This window comes from Paenibacillus sp. P4_A9 (genome assembly GCF_056402415.1).
The window spans coordinates 1-4,775 of record NZ_JBFUHL010000143.1 but is presented as its reverse complement, the minus strand read 5'-3'; the positions used below and the strand labels follow the sequence as shown (position 1 = coordinate 4,775).

The following is a 4,775-nucleotide window of genomic DNA, read 5'->3' as shown; positions in this document are numbered from 1 at the left end:
GAATGGTATACGTTAAATAGCCGCCGCTTCCCCTCGAGCAGCTAAGAACGACGACATGTTGTTTAGCAGCGTTCAAATAACCGGAAGTAATTCGGTAATCTGTGGATCCAATTGTTGAGATTTTTGTTTTCTTGTATACGGTAATCCAATTACCTGTTTGCTTATCCATACGTTGTACGCTAATGTCTCTTTCCGTTTGAACGACTCGTTCACTCGTGTTGTCTTCACCAAAATTAATCTTCGTGATTTTCTCTTCAGGCCGAGTGCTGCTTACAGATGTAGGTATAATTATTCGAATCGTTCGACTATTGTTTGATTGTTTCATATTATCCTAATCAACTCCTCCTTCAAGCATCCATAAAATAGGAACATTACATCCTATTCGAGGTTGACTTACTTGGAGTCTAATACTGCTTTTACTTATCTATCCATGATAAACAAAAAAAACCTGCCGCGAAGCAGGCCACTGACGCAAACATCATTAGAAAATTCTACCATATAATTGAAATTCGAGTGATATCTTCTTCTGACAGTTCATTCCCTAACAAAACTTCCATTAACGCAAGATCAGTAACTGCCTTGATCCCATGCTTGGTACCAGCTGGAATTTGCAACACATCGCCTTCACGAAGTCTATACAGTTTGTCCTCCATAAGAATCTCAGCGCAGCCTGACAGTATCGTTAGGCTTTCTTGTCGATTACCATGCTGGTGATAACTCGTATGCTTCCCTTGGGTGAGTTTCACAATTTTAATCATGCTTTCATTTCCTTGAGGATCATCCCTCCAATATTTCAATATCTGATACGTTCCCCAGCTTTTCTCCCCATACATCGGCATCGGTGATACTTGTGTGAGTCTTTCCTTGATCAGATGGGCTTTCTCCTTATTCGCAATCAAAATACCGTCTGAATTTGCCGCGACAATGAGATCCGAGACGCCAATGACTTCAATGGGATAGGGTAGTTCATTAATGAGATGTGTATTGACGGAATCATTAGATATTCTACCCATGCCTATAACGCTATCTTTCAAATGAGGGGTTAGCGCTTTCCAGCTGCCCACATCTTGCCATGAACCATCATACCCCATGACAACCGCATGCTGATTGTGTTCAACAACTTCTCGATCGAAGCTTGTATTTGTAAGTTGTTCATAAATGGCCAGCCATTCCTTCACTTGTTCTGGATGCCCCTTGTCCTTCAAATAGGAAAGCATGAACCTTAAGGGAAATGCAAATACACCACAGTTCCACAAAGCATGCTTTTGGATTAACTGAGCAGCAGCTTCCTCATTCGGCTTCTCTATGAAATGATCGACAAAAGCAAATTCATCGTTGTCCATGGGGAGAACCGGAACTATATAACCGAATTGATCAGATGGCTTCATAGGTTTCGTACCGAGCAGCGCAAGATTTGCCTTTGAACGGGAAATAAGTTCGGGAAAGCGATGCAGTAGATGGAAAAAGGCGGAATCCACATAAGTGTCTACGGGGAGAATACATATCGTTTCATCCGCATCAACTTGCAAGCACTCATGCAAATACGTGGCAGCTAAAGCGATGGCTGCATAAGTTCCTCTTTTATAGGGTTCACTTATGATAGGAATGTGCTCACCAACATAATTTCGCGTTATCTCTACTTGACTCTGATGTGTGACGATACATGTGGATTGCAGCAAGCCCGCCTCATCCAATTGTTTGCATATTCGCTCAATCATGGATTCTCTAACGCCATCTTCGGATTTCAAAAGCTTAAGAAACACTTTGGAACGGATCTCGTTGGATAAAGGCCAAAGCCTTTTTCCTGATCCACCGCATAATAGTACAATACGCAAGCCAAATACTCCTTTCCTGCGGAACATCACGCTTCACTCGTATTTCTTCGATTGAATGACTTTTTCAACTACTTGCTTCATCAACTTCCCTGCACGTTCCCAAGTTAGATGAAGAACATCCAGTCTTCCCTGTCTTCCCTTCCGCTTGCAAAGCTCGGGATTCTCGTAAGCATTTCTCATAATCATTTTCAAACTATGATGCTCCGGTTCCGCCCATAGTTGACCCTTTTCTGCAAACAGGTAGCTGAATGATCGTGAGATCGCGTGCTTACTGTTTATACTAATTGAGGGGTTCTTCAGCTGATAAGGAACGAGGAAGGAGTTATTATGCGTTAGGAAATCCATTTGCCCGCCCCAAGCCGTCGTGATAACGGGAGTTCCGCTGGCCAACGCTTCTAAAAAAGGCAGCCCAACCCCCTCGCCCCGCGTCGGTAGGACAAAGGCATTCCCAAGCGTATATAAACCTTTTAACTGGCTCTCGCTAAGTCGTCGGCCTATAACGACAACGGGGGCTGTATCTTTGTATATGCCTAATCTTTTTTTGTATTGCGATATTTGTCGCTGGATCCATCTCTCATTCTCATAGGGCTGATATCCGTTGGTTTTGATCACAAGAATTACATTATCATTCGAAGAAAACTCTTCCCAGTACGCTCTTAACAAGCCTTCTGGATTTTTGCGATGCTGGAAGCCGAATACGGATACGAAAGTAAACTTGCCTGCCGCACGCGGCAAAACAAACTTCTTATTGTTCGGATGAAATGCCTTGGTGTTAACGCCATGTGGAACAATGTAAATCGGAACGGTTACACCGCTATTCTGAAGTGCCCGTTTATTATGTTGTGTGGGGACACATACCGCATCAAATTTGTTCATATGACGAAGCCATTCGTTAGGCGTTTTACTTGTTTCCCAAACGGTGTTCAAAATAATACGATCGTACAAACTACGCTCGCTCCCCCACTGCATATAGCTCGGAACATCGTGATAGATAAGCACTCGTTTGCCTATGGTTGGTCTTCTACTAGCTCTCAAGTGACCAACCCTGACGTCAACACCCCTCCGTTTGAGAGATGCCGCATAGGCTCTACTTGCATGACCAAGTCCGCTCGCTTTGTGAACGGGTCCTTTCCAAACCACTACATAGGGCTTCATCTGGACACCAACTTGAGGGTTTTAACATACMCTTTACGTTTATGAAGTGAAATGGACCGATAACTTTTGGCCAGGGAAGCCATTCTTGAAGCTGTAAGTTGAGAGTTGCTTACATGTAAGCCCCTATTCTTTGCAGGCTTCAAAATCATCTTGTTAGACACTCGCGAATAAAGAAAATTGCCATATGTCTCGAATTCTGAAAAAGCAAACTGCTTGGACCTATTCATACTTTTCATAATCGCCGAATACCAGCTGGTGTTATGTTTGGACTCAATAACTTGTTTCAACTGCTTGACTTTCGATTTCTCGAACAACATGTAATGGGTAACGAAGGACAATCTGGCGGAACGATTTCTTCCCATCAACTTTCTATACGTATTAAAATATTCGCCTTGACTCCAGTTCCGGCAGTAAAATACGGTCTTGTTGCCCACTTTGAAGACATGCGGTCGAATGAGTACGGTATCGGCATCAATGACCATATAGTATTTGGACGAGCATAAGGTATCGCCATTCAACTTAAGTAACTGCTGATACAGCCATCCAGTCCGATCCCATGTTTTGGATTGATAATGGATGTCCTTTTTCGTGATAGGGAGAACCGTATCTTCATGAACGAAACGACATCCTTTTCTCGCACATAGATCAATAATTCGTTGTTTCCACGGAGCTACAATAATGATTTCACCAATCGGATGCTTGACATATTTCCTTACTGCGTCAATGACAAGGGGGAGTGTTCCCAAATCCTTCTCAATCGCTGGGATTAGCACATCAATTTGAGGTGCATGGCTAAGCTCCTCTTTAATTTGCATGAACATTCGCTCATCTCCATTATTCAAACGTATGGATTATCATATGTCAGGAGAAAGAAATGGCATGGGTTAAGAGGCAGGGTGACGCCATAAAAAAAAGCCGCCAAGGATTAGCTCCCTGACAGCCATTACATCTTATACAATTTATTCCAAAAGCCCACTTAACTCCGAAGCTTTTATTTCTGCATTCGTTTTATTCCCAGGCGTTAAACCAAGTCGTTGCGTCATTTGCTGGCTAATGTTCCCTAGTCGCCCAGTATACTCCGTTGCTGATTGAATGATTGTCCGATTCGACTGTTCAAATAAATCCAATGCAGCGAAAAGATCGGTCATTCCTCTTTCGATCGAGTCCATTTGCAACCCTGGTTTTCCGAGTAACTCGTTCGTTCTTTGCGTTGTTTCTTTCAACAATCGCGAGTTATCCTCGAACATTTTATTCAGCGTTGAATTCGCGGAATTTACAGCTTCAATGGTTTGAACTTGATCCTCAATGGCCATGGAGATCATGGCAGACACCGTAAGCAGATTCTGTGTTTTATCGATAGTCGCATCAACGGCATCAATGAGTTTATCGTTATTGTCATTGATTATGTCTGTTCCTGCAATCGCTTGTTGATATAAGATGACCATCTCTTGAAAGGACTGGATGCGCGTCACAACCTTACGAAGTCCTCTCTCCAAATGTGTTTTACGATGTTCATTCTCGGGCTTGGCAATTTCGACTTCGAAAAGCTGCTTTAAATTCTCACCCATGGCAATCCGCATTTGCAGATTGTAGACGGACTCTATGGAATTTTTCTTCAGCGTTTTCATATAAGCCATATTCTCTTCAAGCGTTTCCTTCCCATTTCGAAGGGATTGCACGATCGCATTTACGTTTGTTYTCACGGATTGATACTTGTAAATATAGTTTTTCAGTGGCGTCTTTTTCATCATTTTCTCAAAAAAACCAAGCTGTTTGCTCTTACTC

Annotated in this window: 5 protein-coding genes; all 5 read right to left on the bottom strand. The window is 42.7% G+C overall.

The features are described 5' to 3' along the window. A partial coding sequence (locus AC1DVJ_RS30025; protein ID WP_477596421.1) for a hypothetical protein occupies positions 1-325 on the bottom strand: 325 nt, incomplete at its 3' end. Positions 326-491: 166 nt separating this feature from the next. Further along, positions 492-1,835, bottom strand: coding sequence for a sugar phosphate nucleotidyltransferase (locus AC1DVJ_RS30020; protein WP_477596419.1), 1,344 nt, complete (start codon positions 1,833-1,835; stop codon positions 492-494). A 33-nt stretch (positions 1,836-1,868) separates the two neighbouring features. Further along, positions 1,869-2,990: a glycosyltransferase family 4 protein gene (locus AC1DVJ_RS30015; protein WP_477596417.1), complete on the bottom strand. Its 1,122-nt coding sequence runs from the start codon at positions 2,988-2,990 to the stop codon at positions 1,869-1,871. Continuing rightward, a complete protein-coding gene (locus tag AC1DVJ_RS30010; RefSeq protein ID WP_477596414.1) occupies positions 2,987-3,811 on the bottom strand; it encodes a DUF6492 family protein in 825 nt (274 codons plus the stop codon). The genes AC1DVJ_RS30015 and AC1DVJ_RS30010 overlap by 4 nt, the downstream gene beginning before the upstream one ends. Positions 3,812-3,949: 138 nt before the next feature. Beyond that, positions 3,950-4,775 (bottom strand): toxic anion resistance protein (locus tag AC1DVJ_RS30005; protein WP_477596412.1); only part of this gene is annotated, 826 nt, incomplete at its 5' end.